The organism is bacterium, from assembly GCA_026416715.1.
Taxonomy (GTDB): Bacteria; UBP4; UBA4092; order JAOAEQ01; family JAOAEQ01; genus JAOAEQ01.
Window position 1 is genome coordinate 47,632 of the sequence record JAOAEQ010000012.1, and the last position, 15,752, is coordinate 63,383.

The window sequence follows — 15,752 nt, forward strand, 5'->3', positions numbered from 1 at the left end:
TTCAGACGGATAGTTTTTATCAGATTGTATCCGTTTAAATCCGTTGATATTGATTTTTTATGTTGGCGAAAGTTAACAGTGCTGCAATTTTAGGTATCGATGCATACATTGTCGAAGTCGAAGTTGATATCGAACGGGGCGATACTAAATTTTCTACGGTCGGTTTACCGGATACCGCAGTTAAAGAAAGTCGGGAACGGGTGAAATTTGCGATTAAAAACTCTGGATTCTTTTTTCCAAAAGGACGATTTACTGCTAACCTTGCTCCAGCAGATGTTCGTAAAGAAGGTTCCGGATTTGATTTACCACTAGCGATTGGTATTTTAGCGATGAGTGAACAGATTAATTCTGCTCACTTGCCTGAATTCCTCTTCCTGGGTGAACTTTCTATGAACGGGGAAATTCGACCGATACGTGGTGCGCTTTCCATAGCAGTAGCTGCACAACAGAACGGTTTTAAGGGAATTATTGTTCCGGTAGAAAATGCGAATGAAGCTGCGGTGGTAAAAGGTATCGCAACATATACGTGCAAAACATTGCGAGAAGCAGCGGAATTCTTACACCATCCGGAGTCTATTTCCGCGCATACAATCAATTTGACAGAAGTATTTACCGAATCTGCAACATATTCGGTCGATTTTATGGATGTTAAAGGACAGGAACACGCTAAACGTGCGTTAGAAGTTGCGGCTGCTGGCGGGCATAATATCCTTATGCTCGGGCCGCCGGGGTCAGGCAAAACGATGTTGGCTAAACGTGTTCCTACCATTCTACCATTAATGTCGTTAGAGGAAGCTATTGAAACTACAAAAATCCACAGTATTGCCGGACTAATGCCACCAAAAGCCGCACTACTTGCAACCCGACCGTTCCGGAATCCACATCACACCATTAGCGATGCTGGATTGATTGGTGGCGGACAGTATCCCCGTCCTGGTGAAATTAGTTTAGCACATAACGGTGTTCTTTTTTTAGATGAACTACCAGAATTTAAACGGAATGTACTCGAAGCGTTGCGTCAGCCATTAGAGGAAGGGATGGTAACAGTTTCTCGTGCAGCATCAACCGTTGTTTTCCCGAGTCGATTTATGCTCATTGGTGCAATGAACCCGTGTCCGTGCGGGAATGCTACGGATACTTCAAAAGTATGTCAATGTAGTCCTAGTCAAATTCAACGGTATCTATCTCGAATATCCGGTCCATTGCTTGACCGCATTGATATCCATATCGAGGTCCCATCAGTGAAAGCAACCGAGTTATCTAGAGAACGTACCGGTGAAGCGTCTGCAACAATCCGAGAACGAACTACTGCTGCCCGAAAACTGCAAACGCAACGGTTTGCTGGTCGTAAAGGGGTTTATTGTAATGCACAAATGACGCCAAAAGATATTAAGAATTATTGCCGACTCGATGCTGCCTGTCTCAATTTGTTAGAGTTAGCTACTACCCGGTTAGGATTAAGCGCTCGCGCGTATGACCGGGTTCTGAAAGTAGCTAGGACTATTGCGGATTTAGAGGGAAAGGAACATATTACGGTTAGTCATCTATCCGAAGCAATACAATATAGGAGTTTAGATAAACAACTCATATAAAACCTGAAAAACGGAAGAACAAAAGATTTGCTTCTCTTATCAATATTCAGTATGTGTATGTGGTTTTCAAGCTATGGATCAATTTGTTCATCTTCATGTTCATACACAATATAGTTTACGAAACGGATTAACTACCGTAGAATCACTTTGTGCACGAGTCCGAGAACTCGGAATGCGCGCTATTGCCATCACTGATTATCAGAGTTTAGCGGCGGTGCCGGAATTAATGCAATACGCTGAACAGTATGATTTAAAACCTATTTTCGGTGCACAAGTTGATGTTGGCTCAATTCTGCAGGAATCACCTATCCAGAATCAGAGTACCATTTCAGAACGACCGAAACATATTTATTCTTTAATCCTCTTAGCTACTAACGCTGTTGGATTTAAGAATCTCGTCCGGATCGTTAACCAAGCGAACCAGCTTGCTTCATTGAAGAAAGGACCGATATCTATCTCCTATATTATCCAACATCAGGATGGGCTCATTATTTTAAGCGGAGGTTATAAAAGCGAAATTGCGTTTCGATTACGCCAGAATCAACTTACGCTTGCTAGTGAAGCGGTGAGTCAGTTCAATAGCTTATTTAAGGATAAAAATTTTTATTTAGAATTAATCGGAGAAAATGAGCCGGATCGGGAGGTGATGAATGCGGGATTAATTGCGCTTGCCCACCAATATGCTCTCCCATTAGTTGCAACAAACAATGTCCATTATTTAACGGCTGAAGATGCGGTTGCTTCTCGCTTATTAAATTCTATGAAAACCGGCGTATCGTTAATATTGCCAATGGTTCCAGACCGCTATGTTAAAACTGGCGCAGAAATGCAAGCGATATTTCCTGCGGCACCGGAAGCAGTTGAAAATACACGATGGATTGCAGAACGTTGTGAACATTATCATCCGCATACTGTGCATCAGATGCCCTATTTTCCTGTACCAACCGGATATGATACTGAATCTTATCTATGGGAACTCTGCCAACGTGGGTTAACGCAAAAATATCATAAACCAACGCTAGCATTACGGCAGCGGTTAAATGAAGAATTTGGATTGATTCGAAAAAAAGGATGGATAGATTATACATTGTTACTCTGGGATATTTGCCGGTTTATGCGGGAAAGACAATCTCAATTTTCGCTCGACCGGACCGCATTAAGTTATAGTCTCGTAAACTATGTCCTTGATATCACGCGCCTTGATGTAGTGAAATACCAGCTCGGATATGACTTTTATTTTTTTGGAAATACGCAACCGTATCCAATGGTCGAATTCGAGTTTGATGGTCGGGAAAAAGATGCCGTATTAGCGTATTGTAAAAACCGATACGGAGCTGCCCATATTGGAGGAACAATCCAGTATACTTCTAATTCGTTAACCCGGTGGTTATCAGAAGCTGCAGCGTTACTCCGCATCTCTCCGGAAACATTGCATTCGATACTGCCGTATTTCTCTAGTAGAACTAAAATGACCGTTGAAAGTATTATTGCCCAAGAGAAAGAATTAGCGAGAAAAATCGCTGATAATCAGGAACTCCTACTTTTATGCAACGCAGTCAAATCGTTACAACATGTTTATCTGGCACAGGAAATCAATCCTCGCTTGGTAGTCATCGCTCGAGATCCCTTATTTGCAAATTACCCGCTATCTTATCGAGAAGAACATAATATCTATCTCCAATATCCAGCAGAGATGGTTCCTCGGGTTAAACTGTTTGGCATTGAATTACGCAGTCAACCCTTATTAGCAGCAATCGCAGATACATTAGCACAGGTCAAAAAACGCCATGCTATTTCCCTAGACCTTTTTTCGTTTGATTTGGAAGATAAACGGTTATTTAAAATGATTCGAAATGCTGAAACCGTTGGTCTTCCACACTTAGATAGTTCATCAATTCGCTCATTATTACCAGAGTTGAGTCCACGAAATTTCACCGAACTGCTTACCGCAATTGCACTGCACCGCTGCGGATATCCGTCCGGAAAACTCATCGCTGATTTTCTTACCGGCACAAAACCAAATAAAGCGCTGAATACGTTACATAGTGCAACAAAACAAATTCTTCATTCCACGCGTGGAATGATTTTATTTAAAGAGCAAGTTTACGATTTAGTAAAAACATTTACCGGGTTAGACCCGCGAGGAGTACACGAAATTGTCCAGCATCTCTTAAGCAAACCCAAAATCCGAAAAGCAGACGAAATTCGAAATCAGTTTCTCCGTGCAGGGAACCAAGCAGGGTTTACTGACTTCATCGGAGAAAAAGTTTGGCAGTTCCTAATAACTGAAACTGGGAATACGGTAACAAAACCTGAACTCATCGCAGTACTTGAATTAAGTTTACGCTGTGCGCAACTTAAAAAGAATTATCCGGTAGAATACTTCTATGGATTACTTCAGCACTATGAAAGCTCTAAGGTTCGAGTAAATCGGTATGTTAATGAAACAAAACGGCTTGGCATTACGGTTCGCGGGCCAGATATTAATCATAGCCAGGCATCATTGATATTGGAAGATGGCGCACTCCGATTCGGACTAATGCTGGTTAACGGGGTGGGAGAAAAAGTAGCAGAAAATATTATTAGCGCTCGAGGTAATAAACGGTATACATCATTATTTGATTTCTGTCGGAGAACTAATCCTAATCTGGTAACGCAGCGAATTATCGAAAATTTAATCCGTGCGGGAGCCTGTGATTCTTTAGTCCGATACCGAGCACAGTTGTTAGCAATATTAGAAGATACGGTTAAACAAGCGCGGCATTATGCCAGCTTAGATTCAAGCAATACGTTATTCGATGTAAGTGCTTACACGGTTGCAGAAGAAAGCATTACCGATCCCTATCCTGACCTTGAGGAATTTACACTCGCTGAACGACTAGCCTTTGAAAAACAAGCAACTGGCATTTATTTATCCGCTTCCCCGTTAGCTCCATATCAAGATTTTTTAACTCGGATTGGTATTAAACCGATTTGTACTATTCCACGATTTACCGCAAAAAATACCGGACCTTATTATCTTGCTGGAACCATAGCAGAATATACGACATCGGCTAAAAAAGGGAAACTCAATATCCATCTCTATTTAGAAGATGATACTGGCATCATTCGATTAAGTTTAAATGCGAAACAGTTTAACCGATATCGGTCTCTCATTGAACAAGATCGACCACTGTTAGTTTGCATTTCAATTGAGAGAACTGACGACCGACCTACTGTAACGGTTCACCAACTATTTGATTTATCAGCAATTAGCAAGCAACTTCAGGGCACTATTCTGATCGAAAGTAAGACTGAATTCAATCGGAAACAATTGAAATCACTTTATACCTTATTTCGTCAACATCGAGGAACGAATCCCGTAACCATCACTGTGGCTGGTCGAATCCGAACCGATGGTTTTTATGGCAAACTCCTTCGACTTAAGCTTATGGCAACGCCATGGCTAATCCAAAAGTTATTATCTGACTTCTCACCGCCTATTCAGAATTGTGAACTCGTTGATACGACATCGTTGTTTAGCTCGACTCAGATTCGAGTAGTAAATAAACAATGAGAGATTCTATCCTAATTCTTTTACTAACATCCACTGCATCGCAAGTTAAAACTCTTCGGGTATAGTTACAAAACAACTAGACTAGAAACTATCTACATTTAGTTAGGTGACATGATAATATTGCAGAATCAGATAAATAGTGATAAACTATAATTAATATATCACTTTTTAAATCGCACTATTCAACTATTTTAGGGTATTGAGTTGATGTTGTACCCTTTATGAAAAATCAACTTTCGCTATGAAAACAAAACAAGAACTGTATATTGAACGATTAGATGCGTATCGGTGGCGTATACCTAAAGAACAATATCCGGGTATGCGGGTTCCCGGAATAATTTATGCTGATGACCAATTATTCACAGCGATGCAAACAGACCAAGCTCCGGTCCAAGTTTCAAATGTCGCTCATTTACCTGGAATAGTTACCGCATCTTATGCAATGCCTGATATCCATTGGGGATATGGATTTCCTATTGGCGGGGTTGCAGCAACGGATTTAAATGAAGGGGTTATTTCTCCTGGTGGAGTTGGTTATGATATTTCCTGTGGGATTCGGTTAATTCGAACCAATTTGACAGTAGCAGAGGTTAAATCAAAAATACCGAATTTGGTTGAAGCGCTGTTCCACAATGTTCCTTGTGGGGTAGGTCGTTCTGGGAAAATTAAGTTAACCCAATCTGATATGGATGCAATATTTAGAAAAGGTGTGCGCTGGGCAGTAGAACATGGGTTAGGTGAAGCTGCGGATATTGACGTGATTGAAGATTCCGGTTGTATTCCTGGCGCTGATCCGGAACAAGTTAGTAAACAAGCGCGAGAACGCGGATATGACCAACTTGGTACCTTAGGAGCAGGAAACCATTTTCTTGAAATTCAAGAGGTTGAAGAGATTTATGATCCGATTGCGGCCCGTGCATTTGGTCTTGAAGTCGGGTTGCTAACTGTGATGTTACATTCTGGTTCTCGTGGGCTCGGGCATCAGGTATGTACTGATTTTCTTCAGGTCATGCGGGAAGCATCGAGTAAATATCAAATCAAATTACCGGATTCGCAACTCGCGTGTGCTCCGATTTCATCTCCGGAAGGAAAAAGATATTTAGCTGCAATGGCAGCAGCAGCAAATTTTGGGATGACCAACCGAGAGGTATTAACTCATTTAGTTCGAGAAACTTTTTTACGGTATTTTAATATATCCCCGCGGGAATTAGGGTTTGAATTAGTCTACGATCTCTGCCATAACATTGCGAAAATTGAAGAACATACTGTTGCCGGCAAAAAAATGACGGTTTGTGTACATCGAAAAGGAGCAACGCGAGCATTTCCTGCTGGTCATCCACAGATTCCGGCTCGATATTCGGCAGTAGGTCAACCCGTGCTGGTTCCAGGAGATATGGGTCGGGCATCGTATGTTTTAGTTGGACTACCGAAAGCGATGGAGGAAACGTTCGGGTCAACGTGCCATGGAGCCGGCCGCGCCATGAGTCGAGAAGCAGCAAAACGGTTTACTGCTGGTCGCGCATTAAAACGCGAACTCGAAGATAAAGGAATCGTGGTTCGTAGTGTTGGCCGATGGACTCTCGCTGAAGAAACACCAGAAGCATATAAAGATGTTTCGCGAGTAGTCGAGGTTGTTCATCAAGCGGGATTAAGTAGTAAAGTCGCAAAATTACGACCAATTGGCGTCGTGAAAGGATAACTTGATTCCCGCTGAGACGCGCTGTGGTTACGAAAAGTTCGCAAAGAACATCGTTAATTGTTTTTATTGCGTGTGTTGATTTCTTTGTGTAATTGCGGATAATGGCTTATTTTGACTTTGGGATAGAGATTGTTCACGTAACCATAAGTTGAGTGGCATCTGGCAAATATGCCAGCACTTTCCGCAGGTGAATCGCGCAATTTCTCGCCGAACTTTTTCCGCTTGTCCGCTTTTCCAGACCTTAATCGGATTATCAGTTTTAATATTTCCCATCTCTCTCCAGAAAACTGGACAAGGGTAAATCGAACCATACGGGTCTAAATAGAACGCTATACTCCCAGCATAACATTTTGGATAATCGATGTTCTTGCTTCTTAAATAATTCGGTAGTTGGCGATAGAACCTTATTTCATCTGGATATATTTTCTCCCGTTGGATTAAATCCGGAACAATCCGGTTTAGTTGCTCTTCAATGCATTGAATCTGCGGTTCTGACCAATTCGATAATTCGGTCAATTTCGGATGATGGTAATAATCTCCGGGATGAATCGGATTGAATTGAACGAACGTATCAAATTGTTTTGCCAACAAGTATATTTGTTCCAACTCCGCATAATTCTTGGTATTAATAACGGTAGAAAAATAGAATCGGATACTTAATTGTTTCAGGAGTGCGATATATTCCATGGCGGTTTGATATGCATTCGGTAACCCGCGAAGTTGGTTATGCACCGATTCCGAGCCATCTAACGAAATCTGGAGATATAATTTATCTCGGTGAACGAACTCATAGAGCTTGGGGGTAACGATAGACAAAGGAACGGTTGCGTTGGTAGCGATTGCCACAACGATATGGTTTGGAATCAGTTTAACAAGCTCAACCAGTTGCGGATATAAAAATGGTTCTCCCCCGCTGATGGTTATATGCTTAATCTCTCGTAACCACGGATCAGCAAATAATCGGTTATAGAACTCGATAGATAATTCTTCTGATTTTCGCTGTAACGTTTGCGGATTCTTTTGCCAGATATTGCAGATTACGCATCGAGCATTGCAGTAATACGACGGTAATAAGTTTAGATATTGGGGCAAGGTAATTTTGTTTTTTTTAAAAAAATTTAGCATCGGTATAAATGGCGTAATAATAGTGTAACACTGTAGGTTCTCTATATAGAATCATTTAATTTATTTATGTAATTATCCGTCAATTACGTTATTGACCAGATTTAGAATAATATAGTAGGATAATTAGCAAATTTATGTCAATGTAAGGAGTGGGGAATTTTAGATTCAGAAATTAATCAAACAGCATTCTGCTATCTAAAATCTATCATATATAATAACTTATGATAACCTATGATGATTTTATGAAACTTGATATTCGGGTTGGGAAAGTGGTGGCTGCGGAAAAAGTTGCCGGGGCAGATAAATTATTATTGCTGAAAATTGATTTAGGTAATGAAATCCGTCAAGTAGTTGCCGGAATTGCGCAACAATATACACCGGACCAACTCATAGGAAAAGATATGGTTCTGTTAGCCAACCTTGAACCGCGCACGATTCGCGGAGTCGAATCGAACGGTATGATTCTCGCTGCAACTGTTAACGGTGCGCCAGTCATTTTAACTACAGAAAAACCTGTACCTCCGGGGTCAACGGTTAAATAAATAAGCCAGGAAAAAATAGTAATGTGATATTATTTAATTGGAACGAGAAAACTATCCATGCGAAGATGTATCATTGCATTAATTATCGTTAGTAGTTACCTTTTTCATCATTCGTTGGTACTTTCTGAACCGACCAGTAAAAAAGTTACTATACGCTATCTTACTTTTGAGACTTCATATCAGCAGATTCTAGGTGTTAAAAAAATTATTGCTGAATTTGAACGACGATTCCCCCATATAAAAGTTCAGCTTGAACCAAATTCGGAAGCTTCCCGTATTTTTCTCACGGATATGGCCGCGGGAACTCCTCCGGATGTAATGTATGTTACCACGGAATTTCTCGCCCAACTCGTGGCAAAACAAGGGTTGCTGAATCTTGACCCTTATGTTGCCCGGGATAGTATAGACTTTTCAGGGTTTTTCTCGCAATTAACTACGACGTTAACATTTGACGGTCATCTCTATGCCTATCCAATCCATTTTTCTACAAACGCTCTGTTTTATAATAAAAAGTTGTTTGATAAAGCCGGAATCCCTTACCCGGATGAAAGCTGGACTTGGGATACGTATAAACAAGCAGCAAAAATTTTGACCAAAGACACGAACGGCGACGGGAAAATAGACCAATTTGGAACCTTGATCCCAGATTTTCGATTGCTAATTCCATCGTTCGGTGGACGTATATTTAATGACGATGCAACCCGATGTATTATCAATTCACCGGAAGCATTACAAGCGGTAACCTGGGCAATGAGTTTGTATGGAAAAATGACCCCGACTACGCAACAGATTCAAGATACGAATGAAATGCAACTATTTGAAAATGACCGAATCGCATTTTTCATTGGTCGAACCTGGCAATTAGCGCGATTATCTGAAACGATGAAAGATGCAGATTGGGATATTGCTCCTACGCCAAAAGGGAAAATCCGATATTCTATACTTGCTGTTGGCGGGCATTGCATTGCTCGCGAAAGTAAACATCCGAATGAAACCTGGGAATTCGTTAAATTCTATTCGAGTGCAGAGGGACAACGATTACTTGGCAAACAAAAAAACTGCGTTCCGGGAACGAGAGAAGTCGCATTCGATCCGAACTGTTTTATGAGTCCACCCCCGCAATCGATTCGAATATTTATTGATGCTGTAGCATATTCAACCATTGATATTCCGGATAAACCTTGGAAAACCGAATTTCTATCTCGTATCTGGGATTCGGTTAATGAAAATATTCGAACTCAACGAATTACTCCGGAACAAGGTTTGTTACAGATTGAGCAGAAGGCTAATAAGTTTCTCGATGAATTTCGCAACCGACCAAAACCAGTTTATACCGGGAAACGGGTTCTCGTTGAAAAAAGTGCGCAATTTATTCCATATCTCGTTATGTTTGCAGGAATAATTTTTATGGGGATTGTAATTGTACGGCGTTGGTATCCATGGGTAGAAGGATATCTATTTATATCTCCCTGGTTAATCGGATTTATCGTTTTTACGTTCGCTCCAGTCATCGCTTCATTTCTCTTAAGTTTTGCTGAATATGATATTCTTACTGCCCCACGTTGGGTTGGTTTAACAAATTTTAAAAAATTATTTGCAGACCCGATTTTCCAAAAATCCTTGATTAATACCATCTATTATAGTGTAATCACGGTACCACTGAGTTTGATTTTATCGCTTCTCCTTGCTATGCTGCTTAATGTAAAAATTCGTGGGAGTTATATCTTTCGCGTTATCTACTATTTACCAGCGGTAACTTCCGGAGTTGCAATCAGTTTATTGTGGCGGTGGTTGTTTAATCCAGATATCGGGTTGATTAATTATGTTCTAAGTTGGTTTGGTATCGAACCGCTTGGTTGGTTAACCTCGCCTAAGTGGGCTATGCCGGCAGTAATGATTATGTCTGTTTGGGGAAGTCTCGGTGGACCGATGCTCATTTATCTAGCAGGATTACAAGGTATCCCAGAACAACTTTATGAAGCTGCGGATTTAGACGGTGCAAATATATGGCAGCGGTTTCGGAACGTTACGATTCCGATGTTAAGTCCAGCGATTTTCTTTAATCTGATTATGGCAATAATCGGGTCGTTCCAAGTATTTACTGCAGTTTATGTGATGACTAGCGGTGGCGCATCAATTGAACCTGGTGGTCCCGCGAATTCAACGTTAGTGTATGTACTATATCTTTATCGGAATGCGTTCCGGTATCTCATTATGGGACAAGCATGTGCGATGGCATGGTTTTTATTTTTAGTTATTTTAGGGTTGACGTTACTCAATTTTAAGCTTGCCCAACGTTGGGTACATTATGAACAAACATAACATCGAGTGGATAGTAACCAGGAGAATGAATACACGTTACTCTGTTCATTGACTCTTTGCTACTAACCACTGTTTTACCATGGTCTGGATAGAAAGTAAAAAATATAGAATAAAGATAGCGCATAGCATCGTGATTATTATATTGTCGTTAGGTGCCATTCTCTATCTCCTGCCGTTCTATTGGATGGTACGCACCTCGTTGATGGAATATTCCCAGTTAAGTAAACTACCCATGGTGTGGATACCGCATCCATTACGACCGGAAAATTTCGTTCGGGCATTATCAATGATGGATTTTCCGGTTCTCCTGCGGAATACGTTAACGATAACGGGGTTTTCCTTGCTCGGTCAAATACTGTCTTGTTCACTAGTTGCGTTCGGATTTGCAAGATTGCGGTTTCCGGGGCGGGAATTCTTATTCTTTTTAGTTTTAAGCACCATGATGCTCCCAGCGATGGTTACCGAAATTCCACGGTTCATTCTTTTCCAGCAACTCGGATGGATTGATACGTTTTACCCCTTAGTTATTCCGGCATTTTTCGGCGGCAGCGCATTTTTTATCTTCTTACTCCGTCAATTCTTTAGAACCATCCCGATAGATTTAGATGAAGCGGCACGGATTGATGGTTGCAGCTCTTTTCGCATCTATTCAACCATTATTCTACCGTTATCGAAACCGGTTCTCGCCACCGTGCTTATTTTCAGTTTCATCTGGAACTGGAACGACTTCTGGGGACCGTTAGTGTATCTGCGGAGTGCGGATAAGAAAACGTTAGCGCTCGGTCTGCAGGTTTTCCAAGGATTATATCAGACAGAATACCATCATCTTATGGCAGCATCACTCGTTGTTCTCTTACCAGTTCTAATTATCTTTATCGCTGCCCAACGATATTTTATTAAGGGGATAGTAATGACCGGTTTGAAAGGTTAAAAGTTTCCTTGCAAAAATATAAAGGTATAAAAGAAGACGCTAGGAACGTAAAGATACCCCATATTTTGTGCGAGTGGAGTCGTTGCGTTTCATGGCGTTTTTCTGTGAAATAAAATAATATGAATAACCGAATGCATCAAATCGTTGTTAATCAGGAAGGAAAAATAGCGATTCGTCAAATTGAGCCACCGAAATTGGAGAATAATCGAATTTTAGTTAAGGTGGAATACGGGACGATTAGCGTGGGAACCGAAACACTGATGATTCGAGCGGCGCGAAATAATCCTCCGCAATCAGTCATTCCGCTTGGATATAGTGAAGCTGGAACTGTGTTAGAGGTTGGTACAGAAATTACCAATGTTAAACCAGGTGACCGTGTTGCCTGTTACGGGGCACCGTATGTTCATCATGCGGAAATTTTATCCGTTCCCAAACATTTATACTGCCCGATACCGGAACATGTATCTACGCGCGATGCTGCGTTTATCGCTATGGGAACGATTGCTATCCATGGCGTTCGACAATCTGGGTTGCGATTTGGTGAATCTGCGTTAGTTGTCGGATTAGGTCTTATTGGTCAGATGGTAAGCCAGGTTTGCGTAGCGGCTGGAGTTAAAACGATTGTTGCTGATTTAAATCCTGAACGGTTGCAGTTAGCGAAACAACTGGGGGCAGATGATGCACTCAATCCGGCCGATGATAACTATCTAAACCAGATTAAAGCGTATACCGATGGACAAGGAGTAGATGCCGTGTTGCTCTGTTTAGCGACGAACTCAAAAAAACCTCTTGAACAAGCGTTTGATGCAGTTCGGTTCCGTGGGAAAATCGTTATTGTTGGCGTTCTGCCGTTAGAAATCAATCGTGACCAGTTTTTTGCTAAAGAAGCTGCGGTGCTGATTTCTCGGGCAGCCGGTGCTGGTCGGTATGACCCACGGTATGAAAAAGATGGGGTTGATTATCCTTATGGATATGTTCGCTGGACTGAACATCGGAACATGCAAGAGTTTATCCGATTATTATCCAAGGGATTGATTAAAGTCACACCGTTAATCAGTAGCGAGTATCCACTAGCTAAAATTCCGGAGGTATACGAACAACTGTTAACCGGAACTCAGAATATATTGGGTATAGTTATAAAGTATTAAGGAATACTAAAAGAATTTATCATCCGAAGAAAATTTTCCTATGGAAATCATTACCATTAAATCAACTGATGGGATTATGCTTGAAGCTGCTATCCATCGTGTACAACAGGATACTCCTCGTGGTTGTATCATTCTCGCGCATGGAATCACCGCGAGTATGGATGAAGGAATCTTATTGCATCTTGCGGAGAAACTAACTAAAACTCGGTTTACTGTTCTTCGTTTTTCTTATCGAGGACATGGGAAAAGCGGGGGTACGCAACGAGGTATGACCATCGCAGGGGAAATGCTCGACCTGCAAGCAGTTATCGATTTTACATTACAAGCATTCAATCTGCCTATAGCGATAATAGCTATAAGTTTTGGTGCAGTTTCGACCTGTCTATCAATTCCCTTCATTAAACACCATATTCAAGGGATTGCATTTTGGAATCCGGTACTTGATTTGCAACGAACGTTCATTCATCCGGAGGTTCCTTGGGGCAAGAAATATTTCAATAATGAAAATGTAAGCAAATTGATATCCGACGGTTTCATCTTGCTTAACGGTACATTTGAATTCGGTCGAGTTCTCTGGGAAGAAATGAAATGGTTAGATCCTTCTCGTTATTTCTTGGAATCATCTATACCAACGATGATTGTTCATGGTGATTGTGACTCCTGTGTTCCTTACTCTATTTCTCGAGATGCAGCGCTACAAAATCGGTATTGTGATTTATTTACTATCGAGGGTTCAGACCATGGTTTTAGCGGAAAAGAAACTGAAGATAAGGTTATTGATATTACTATTAATTGGTTGATAGAGTTATCTACAAGAGATAAACCCCATAAAAGTTTACCCACAGTTTTTAACTAGCTAACAGTCTATTTGGGGAATAGTTATAAAGAAATGTTACATATAAACTGAAAGACTAGAGGAAGAGAGGACGAAAGAACAGAATCATGTTTGTGGTTCTTTGGTTATTTCGTGCTTACCTAATTATTTATCATTATGGAAACACCGATAACTTTTAAAAATCAAGGGATGCAGATGATTGGAATAATCCATCGTCCGGAAGGAAAATCAAATTGTCCGGCAGTAATTTTTTATCACGGATTCACAGGAAATAAAGCGGATGCTCATTGGGTATTCACCAAATTCGCTCGAAAACTGGTTGAACACGGTATTGGCGCGTTTCGATTCGATTTTCGGCATTCGTGCGATAGTGAAGGAGATTTTAGCCAGATGACCATATCCGGTGAAATTTCGGATGCAATTGTTGCCATTGATTATCTTTCAGTAGAACCGTGGGTTGACCGAACTCGAATCGGAGTATTTGGATTAAGTCTCGGCGGGTGTATTGCCGCTATTGTGTCCGGTCGAGATAGCCGAGTTAAATCAACGGTACTCTGGGCACCGGTTGCGAAACCGTGGGAAGATTTCTATAACGCTGGATTACCGAAACAAGACCTGCCGTTCGAAGAACAATCTGCGATATACATTGGGGCTGCGTTTCGCGAAGAATTACCCTTTATCCGACCGCTAGACGAGATTATTAAGCGGAATCGACCGGTCTTGATTATTCATGGAACTGAAGATCAAACTATTCCCTATCAGCGAGGACAAGAGTTCGCTCAGGCACTGAACCAGATCGGATGTAAAAATAAATTAATTTTGATCCCTGGTGGCGACCATACCTTTAGCAAGAAGATACATGAAGACAAAGTTATTGCAGAATCAGTTAAATGGTTTGTAGAAACTTTGTGATTTCAGTAGGGTAAATCGGTAAGAAGCACGGACTCAATGCAAAACCGCGTTCTTTCAACCTAACATTTGGTATATAGATACCTCAATTTATTTGCCATGTTGAATTTTAACATTAGCTACTCTTCTTCGATAACCCCAGCAGAACGGACAAAACGTTTCAATTCGATTCATTAAGGATGCATAATTACTATGCGGATATTTACGTTTGCAAATACATAAGGGACACCACGCACACACCTTTGCAAGGAAAGAGATAAGAATTTCCATATCTATTGTTCCCCAATTCCTTATCCTTAAAATATGTTACCCTAATATCCTGGAATCAATCTCGGTATGGCACCATGTTCTTTTTCTTCATGCATATTATGTTCAAAAATTTTTTGAGTGAAGAATCGCTTGTAGCTGCGATTCGTTCTTGATAATAATCAATCGCTTCAAGTTCTTCCCGTAATGATTTCCGAGCGCGTTCTCCATTGAGTGTTTTCAGGTAAGTTGTTCTCTAAGTTCAAAAAATGGCATGTTAATATTTCCTCCGAACGTAGCTATTTTTATAACTGAAATCGAGATTGGTGAAATGGATTATATACATTATCTTTTATACTTTATCCGGAATAGTTCTTGTTCTGGAGCTCTTAAGATAGTATACGATAAAACATTCATTTCTTCTTCATCGGGAGTAAGATTTTGTTTGAATAGCTGATACCATTTCGGATTAAACGATATGGTAACGGTTTTTTTAGTTGTAGTATTTTTTATTACCACCTTAACGGTATCGGTAAATTTTGTTATGCAGATGTTCGCTTTCCCATAGGTTGCTCCGGTTGCGAATTGAAGTCCATCTATCAAACAACGAACCGGCGGTTTATTTGGACAATGGACGGCAATGTTAACCCCGAAATATTTTTTTGCGTTAGTTTCACGCAACCCAATAGCGCCCATCCGATATCCGAGCACTAAATAGGGACCGAGATGACCATGGAACTGAATGAGTTGATTAAGTAACTTTTTTTCGTTCATATATGTTCCTTAGGATGGAGCACCACCTACTAGACGGTTAACACTCGTCAAATTTGGTTATATTCAGATTGAC

The 15,752-nt window shown here is 40.8% G+C and carries 11 protein-coding genes; 9 read left to right on the forward strand and 2 right to left on the reverse strand.

The genetic code is table 11. The features are described from left to right. The first annotated feature begins 59 nt into the window (after positions 1–59). From N3A72_06575 to N3A72_06585, 3 genes are all read left to right on the forward strand, one after another. Positions 60–1,592 (forward strand): YifB family Mg chelatase-like AAA ATPase, encoded by a 1,533-nt coding sequence (locus N3A72_06575; protein MCX7919260.1) that lies wholly within the window; start codon positions 60–62, stop codon positions 1,590–1,592. A gap of 73 nt (positions 1,593–1,665) precedes the next feature. Beyond that, the gene (dnaE, locus tag N3A72_06580; protein MCX7919261.1) at positions 1,666–5,148 is read left to right on the forward strand and encodes a DNA polymerase III subunit alpha; all 3,483 of its coding nucleotides are present in this window, start codon (positions 1,666–1,668) and stop codon (positions 5,146–5,148) included. 241 nt (positions 5,149–5,389) lie between these two features. After that, positions 5,390–6,847 (forward strand): RtcB family protein, encoded by a 1,458-nt coding sequence (locus N3A72_06585; protein ID MCX7919262.1) that lies wholly within the window; start codon positions 5,390–5,392, stop codon positions 6,845–6,847. Positions 6,848–6,910: 63 nt separating this feature from the next. Here N3A72_06585 and N3A72_06590 read toward each other — a convergent pair whose 3' ends face one another. Next, positions 6,911–7,972 (reverse strand): radical SAM protein, encoded by a 1,062-nt coding sequence (locus N3A72_06590; GenBank protein ID MCX7919263.1) that lies wholly within the window; start codon positions 7,970–7,972, stop codon positions 6,911–6,913. Positions 7,973–8,193: 221 nt separating this feature from the next. Between N3A72_06590 and metG the strand changes: the two genes are divergently transcribed. From metG to N3A72_06620, 6 genes are all read left to right on the forward strand, one after another. Next, positions 8,194–8,514: a methionine--tRNA ligase subunit beta gene (gene metG, locus N3A72_06595; GenBank protein MCX7919264.1), complete on the forward strand. Its 321-nt coding sequence runs from the start codon at positions 8,194–8,196 to the stop codon at positions 8,512–8,514. Between the two features lie 57 nt (positions 8,515–8,571). Further along, a complete protein-coding gene (locus tag N3A72_06600) occupies positions 8,572–10,836 on the forward strand; it encodes an extracellular solute-binding protein (GenBank protein ID MCX7919265.1) in 2,265 nt (754 codons plus the stop codon). Between the two features lie 79 nt (positions 10,837–10,915). After that, entirely contained in the window at positions 10,916–11,767 is an 852-nt protein-coding gene (locus tag N3A72_06605) for a carbohydrate ABC transporter permease (protein MCX7919266.1), read from the forward strand. A 131-nt stretch (positions 11,768–11,898) separates the two neighbouring features. After that, positions 11,899–12,915: a zinc-binding alcohol dehydrogenase gene (locus N3A72_06610; GenBank protein MCX7919267.1), complete on the forward strand. Its 1,017-nt coding sequence runs from the start codon at positions 11,899–11,901 to the stop codon at positions 12,913–12,915. 40 nt (positions 12,916–12,955) lie between these two features. Continuing rightward, positions 12,956–13,771, forward strand: a complete 816-nt coding sequence (locus N3A72_06615; GenBank protein ID MCX7919268.1) for an alpha/beta hydrolase — start codon at positions 12,956–12,958, stop codon at positions 13,769–13,771. A 135-nt stretch (positions 13,772–13,906) separates the two neighbouring features. After that, positions 13,907–14,662 (forward strand): prolyl oligopeptidase family serine peptidase, encoded by a 756-nt coding sequence (locus N3A72_06620; GenBank protein MCX7919269.1) that lies wholly within the window; start codon positions 13,907–13,909, stop codon positions 14,660–14,662. A gap of 588 nt (positions 14,663–15,250) precedes the next feature. On the opposite strand, the gene N3A72_06625 is transcribed toward N3A72_06620, so the two are convergent. Then, positions 15,251–15,679 carry a formylmethanofuran dehydrogenase subunit E family protein gene (locus N3A72_06625; protein ID MCX7919270.1) on the reverse strand — a complete coding sequence of 143 codons (429 nt, stop codon included), beginning with the start codon at positions 15,677–15,679 and terminating at the stop codon, positions 15,251–15,253. Between the last annotated feature and the right edge of the window lie 73 nt (positions 15,680–15,752).

Coding starts and splice junctions, on each gene's coding strand:
- N3A72_06615 (MCX7919268.1), top strand. CDS start 12,956: ATGGAAATCATTACCATTAAATCAACTGATGGGATTATGCTTGAAGCT.
- N3A72_06625 (MCX7919270.1), bottom strand. CDS start 15,679: ATGAACGAAAAAAAGTTACTTAATCAACTCATTCAGTTCCATGGTCAT.
- N3A72_06585 (MCX7919262.1), top strand. CDS start 5,390: ATGAAAACAAAACAAGAACTGTATATTGAACGATTAGATGCGTATCGG.
- N3A72_06600 (MCX7919265.1), top strand. CDS start 8,572: ATGCGAAGATGTATCATTGCATTAATTATCGTTAGTAGTTACCTTTTT.
- N3A72_06605 (MCX7919266.1), top strand. CDS start 10,916: ATGGTCTGGATAGAAAGTAAAAAATATAGAATAAAGATAGCGCATAGC.
- metG (MCX7919264.1), top strand. CDS start 8,194: ATGATAACCTATGATGATTTTATGAAACTTGATATTCGGGTTGGGAAA.
- dnaE (MCX7919261.1), top strand. CDS start 1,666: ATGGATCAATTTGTTCATCTTCATGTTCATACACAATATAGTTTACGA.
- N3A72_06620 (MCX7919269.1), top strand. CDS start 13,907: ATGGAAACACCGATAACTTTTAAAAATCAAGGGATGCAGATGATTGGA.
- N3A72_06590 (MCX7919263.1), bottom strand. CDS start 7,972: ATGCTAAATTTTTTTAAAAAAAACAAAATTACCTTGCCCCAATATCTA.
- N3A72_06575 (MCX7919260.1), top strand. CDS start 60: ATGTTGGCGAAAGTTAACAGTGCTGCAATTTTAGGTATCGATGCATAC.
- N3A72_06610 (MCX7919267.1), top strand. CDS start 11,899: ATGCATCAAATCGTTGTTAATCAGGAAGGAAAAATAGCGATTCGTCAA.